Origin of the sequence: Microcoleus harperi Pol14_C6, assembly GCF_036701295.1 — a bacterium.
In the GTDB taxonomy this organism is placed as follows: Bacteria; Cyanobacteriota; Cyanobacteriia; order Cyanobacteriales; family Microcoleaceae; genus Microcoleus.
Genome location: NZ_JAUBQN010000092.1, coordinates 1 through 5,046 on the forward strand (window position 1 = coordinate 1; position 5,046 = coordinate 5,046).

Annotated in this window: 3 protein-coding genes; 1 reads left to right on the forward strand and 2 read right to left on the reverse strand. The window is 43.9% G+C overall.

Features of this window, described 5'->3' with window-relative positions:
* Positions 1 to 792: 792 nt before the first annotated feature.
* Together QUA27_RS26945 and QUA27_RS26950 are read right to left on the reverse strand one after the other, a co-directional pair.
* Positions 793 to 1,197, reverse strand: coding sequence for a hypothetical protein (locus QUA27_RS26945; protein WP_333072082.1), 405 nt, complete (start codon positions 1,195 to 1,197; stop codon positions 793 to 795).
* A 353-nt stretch (positions 1,198 to 1,550) separates the two neighbouring features.
* Positions 1,551 to 3,038: a hypothetical protein gene (locus QUA27_RS26950; protein ID WP_333072084.1), complete on the reverse strand. Its 1,488-nt coding sequence runs from the start codon at positions 3,036 to 3,038 to the stop codon at positions 1,551 to 1,553.
* 74 nt (positions 3,039 to 3,112) lie between these two features.
* Here QUA27_RS26950 and QUA27_RS26955 point away from each other — a divergent pair, with 74 nt between their 5' ends.
* Complete coding sequence (locus QUA27_RS26955) at positions 3,113 to 4,774, forward strand: ArnT family glycosyltransferase (RefSeq protein ID WP_333072086.1); 1,662 nt, start codon at positions 3,113 to 3,115, stop codon at positions 4,772 to 4,774.
* Positions 4,775 to 5,046 lie beyond the last annotated feature (272 nt).

Sequence of the window (5,046 nt, forward strand, 5' to 3'; positions counted from 1 at the left end):
TGAGCGAATGTAGAACTCATTTTGGAGACTCCATTAAGGGCATTATTTAGTAGATACACCCCGGAGTTATCTCATCAGGCTTATTTGATTATATATTAACACGAAATTGAAAAATTGTGTACTTTTTAAAATATTTTTATTGATTTATTTGGCTCTGCATTTGCCTGTTACCTCTTGACGAAAAGGGGAATTGCAGCCTCTACCTATGGGAGTAGATCGCAAGATTAATCGGGAATGTTGAAATAAATCTAGGTTCTATTATCCATTTGTTTTTTTACCTTATTTTGCTAATAGTAGCCTGAGTTGAGGAATGCGGAAATAGTGGAGGTAATTCACCCCCGAATACCTCTTCTTATATTTAGTAGTTTTTATTTGAGTGTGAGTTTTTATGTATAGGCACAATCCACTAAAGTTTCCCTAGCTGTATTTCATCCAAGGGAAAACTGAATTATGTAGATTTTGAAGAATTCTATATGGCTTGAAGCTGCTAGATTTGGGATACACCCAACTACTAATTTCCAAGAATTTTGGTCGTATTTACTAACAGTCAAAACGGTCTGATATTAAGTCGGAACCAATCGCTGGGAATGAATTGACTTATCGGCTAGTACGGACACTGTGAGGACTGCCCACCTCACTACAAACGTGATTCAAATTATTCAGCGAATTGATATGATTGGAGATTGAGTCAGATCTAATCGTTGATTTCGATCGCGCCTGCGTCACTAATTACAATTGCATTTGACCCAGTCGCCCTCGGTACGTTCCATACCCTCCATGAAATCACTCTCCTTAATTAGCAAACCGTCGATCGCGCCCACCGCCGTTGTTGAGTGTATCACAATGTCGATCGGCATAACACGAACCAAGTCCGGTGTTTTGAGTCAGAGAACTATGCGATTTGGGCAATTGACTTTTGTATGGTTCAAAGTAATCTGAACTGAGGATAACAAAGCCTAATTGCAGTTTGCCGGAGTTGTCGCCAAAAGTTGTGCGAACTTTGTCAATCTCTCTAAGGATAGAGGCATATTTTTGAAGTGCCGAGGTAAATATCTCGATGCAGTCAGATTCGCCAGCCAAATTTCTGGAAACAAAATATCCACCTTCATTGATGCTGGAGTCCTTGAATACAAAGCTTTTGGATGGGGGATTTGCGTATTCCGAGGTGGGAGTGGTTTCCCTTAAAGAAGTCAACATATTCCGTCCCCCAAAAGTGAGATTAGCGGTAGATACAGCCTTGGATTCAGAGCTTCTGAAACTGCCAGCGACCTTGTTTATTTCGCCCATTCTTATTTAACCTATCTATTAGTTTCCCCTATTTCTGCAGGACTGCCATCCGCGATCGCACGGAATTTATATTCTGCGTGTTTTCCCTTAGTTCCGGCAAACGCGCAATTACCTATCGATCCGATATCCTATCCGTGATACCACTTTCAAAAAAAAATCCAACTGTAAGCCGCTGCTTCAAACCTCGATAACCTTCAGTCATTCCCCTATCTAAAATCTAAAAGGGTATGACAGTTTGTTGATTGGCCTGGCAACTGCACCGCTCAAGATTCTGTGGAAGATGGCGGTTTTTTCCCTGCATTGCGAATATTAATAATCTTGTTGAGCGCCTCAAACCAAAAAGCAGCCCCCATAGAAATAGCTACGCCGCTCAATATCCAACCAAACAATCTTGCAATCAAAGCCTGCCACAATAAATTCCCCTGCTTATCTCGTTCTAAGCTGTTCTGTTCGCTCCATCCAAAAGGCAGAGCTACCTGATCCAAAGCTCGATCGACATCCTGTTGAACTTTTGCAAGACTGGTTAAATTATTTGATTTAGTCTTAGCATTGTTTTCCACCAACTGCTGAGCGTACAAATTAACAGTCGATCGCAACATCGAATCCTTCGACAACCGATTAATAATATGAATGCTATCAGCATTAGCAGCGACAGCGATCGCAGTTCCGAGCAAAATCGCTACCCCTCTAGCATTCCGCTTGTAAACACCAGAAGCACGCTCCATCGATTGGTCAAACCAAATTTCAATTTCTTTCTGAAACCGCTGCAACTGCTCTTGAGTATCTCCGCCGCTTTTTTCAGCGCGCTGCGCTAAAATATAAAGGCTGCGTTTCAAAGATTCTGGCATACTGTCCAAGGTTTCTTTAATTTGTTGATAAATCGGACTTTCTTCTTTTATCTCCATAATTTCTGCTACCGTATCTTGACTTCTTTTAACAGTATTTAACAGATTGCTGAAACTCGGTTGCAGTTGCCCCAGCAGCGCCACCCGCTCATTTGTGCTGTCAAAACGAGCCTTGACAAATGCCATTTGCCTCTGAAATTCTCTCCCTGCTATTTCGGTTTCTGGTAGATAAACCTGAGAATCCTTAATATAAAATCCTAGCTTTTCCGACATCCGATCTAAGCTGTTATTCAAACTTGCTAAATTGTTGTGATAATCTTCAACAACTCGATTGAACTCCGCAGTCAGCCACCTAAATTCTTGCTCAATAATCGGTTTAGTAGCATCCGGCAAACTCAGATTTTCTCCAATCTGTTGAATTTGTGCTAATTGTAAATCTTTAAATCTTTCCAATCGGGTTTTAGAAATAGAGCTGAGCAAACTAGAAACCTTTAAAGTCTCCAAAAGGCTAGCCGAAAAACACTCTGCTGGAATATAAGAAGGTCCACTGGATTTATTGCCGAAAACATTTTTAGTACCCGTAACTCCGTGGTACAAATCCCCCATGCGGTGCGTAACAGAGCGGAATCCCTCTGATAAAACCCCTTTCGCTCCCTGATTCAAATCCTTGATAATCGGATTGGCGTAAATCGCATGAGCTAACTGTCCAACTCTTTTAAGTTGCAGGGGATCTTTCGCGCCTTCGCTACCTCCAGAAATTAGCACTTCGATCGACTTCTTTAAATGTTCTGCCCGCCACTGCCAAACAGTAGCAATCAGTTCCTGAATTTCCGAAGCTAGCAAGCTTAAAGTCAGGTAGATAAAGACTAAGCCAATGATAATATCTATAATTACAGGCAAGTTCATGGTATTTTCCTAGTCGCAAATAACTGCTGTCTAAGTTTACCTGCAGTTTGGGACGCTCAAAACTCTCTTAACTTATGTCAGAAATCTTTCCATTCTTGAACCGCAAACCGAAAAATCGCTGGAATGACAGCTTTACAGACAAACTGTGGATGCTGGCTTTTCTGTTGGCTGCAGTGCTGATTTTCGGACTGAATCTGGGCGGCGTGGCGTTGCGGGATTGGGATGAAGGCATTGCGGCGCAGGTAAGTCGCGAAATTTGGCGCGGCAACTTAAATTGGCTGTATCCGACGATCGACTCTATGCCCTATTTCAACAAACCGCCGCTGGTACACTGGCTAATCGGGCTGTGTTTTGCAGCAGGCGGTGTCAGCGAATTGACGGCGAGGTTGGTACCGGCGATGCTGACGGCGGCTTCAGTGCCCCTGCTTTACGCCATTGGCAGGGAGTTGTTTCCTCCGCGTTCGATCGCCATTTTTTCTGCCCTCGTTTATCTGACGCTGTTACCGGTGGTGCGGCATGGACGTTTGGCGATGTTGGATGGGGCAGTTTTGTGTTTTTTGCTGGGGGCGATGTGGTGTCTGCTACGATCGCGCCGCGACTTGCGCTACGCTTTGGGGGCGGGGATTGGGTTCGGACTCATTTGCCTTACTAAGGGCGTAATGTTGGGGCTGCTGTTGGCTGGGATGGGCTGTATTTTTTTGGTTTGGGATACCCCGCGACTCCTCACTTCTGGGTATCTTTGGGGCGGATTTGCGATCGGAACATTGCCAGTAGCGGCTTGGTATTTTGCCCAATGGCTGCACTACGGCCAATATTTCATCCACGCTAATTTAGTTAACGAATCTTTCCGGCGCATTTCGGAACCTGTGAGCAGTCACAGAGGCCCGCCCTGGTATTATATTTTAGAAATTTTAAAATTAGCTTGGCCGTGGCAGTTATTTTGGCTGCAAGGGCTGCGTTTAAGTTGGGAAAATCGCAATTTTCCAGGACCAAAATTAGTATTGGTTTGGACTGGAGTATATCTGCTGGCTATTTCTGTGATGACTACTAAATTGCCGTGGTATGTTTTGCCAATTTATCCAGCTTTTGCTCTTGCTGTTGGCAGTTATCTTGCTGAAGTTTGGGAGCAACTGTGGCTGCCACCAGAGCCCGTCAAAGAGGAAGCAGAAGAACATTTTGATGCTATTTCTTTATTGCCTCACCCCGCGATTTTAGCAGTGCTGGCTGTAGTTGGTGTTGTCGGCTGCATTTACTTCAGTGGCTTAGTGCAAATTGGGAAATACATTGTGCCTCCCGATCGAGATTTGCAGTTAATGCTGCTGTTTGTAGGTTTGACAATGACAATGGGGGCAGTGTTGCTTCACCGCAAAGACCGGCAGTTTATATTAGTTTTAATTTGGGGAACTTACCTGACGCTATTGGTATTGGTGGCTTCAGATAACTGGGTTTGGGAACTTGCCGAGGATTATCCGGTTAAGCCGATCGCCGAAATTGTCCGCACAGGAACTCCGGCCGGTCAACAGGTGTTTACTTCTCACCGCTTGGGCCGTCCATCGCTGAATTTTTATAGTCAACGCCAAGTTATTGTCGCCGATGCGCCGACGCTCAAAAAGAAATGGCAATCTCTTCCTCAACCTTATTTTCTGTTAGAAAAACCAGTTTTAAAACATTTAGGTTTGCAGAATGCTGAGATTGTCAAAACAGCAGATGATTGGGTTTTGGTAACTAAAAAGTAAGTTAATAGTTAATAGTCCCCTCCTCGGGCAGGGCGGTCTCATTCTCAAATTTTAGCGCTGCTAAAATTTGAGAATGGGACATCATTATCTTGAGCGAACGCCCAGATTTTTGCGCTACCTCCTGGGGGGGTGACAAAGAGGTCTACGAAATAGACTGTATAAGGGTTGCAGCCCGCATACCTTGTTGATAAAAGTGGCGTTTAGAAGGAGTTAACTTCATTAACTGTTCCACCTCCGAAGAACATTGTTCTAGATAATTAACCCACTTTTCT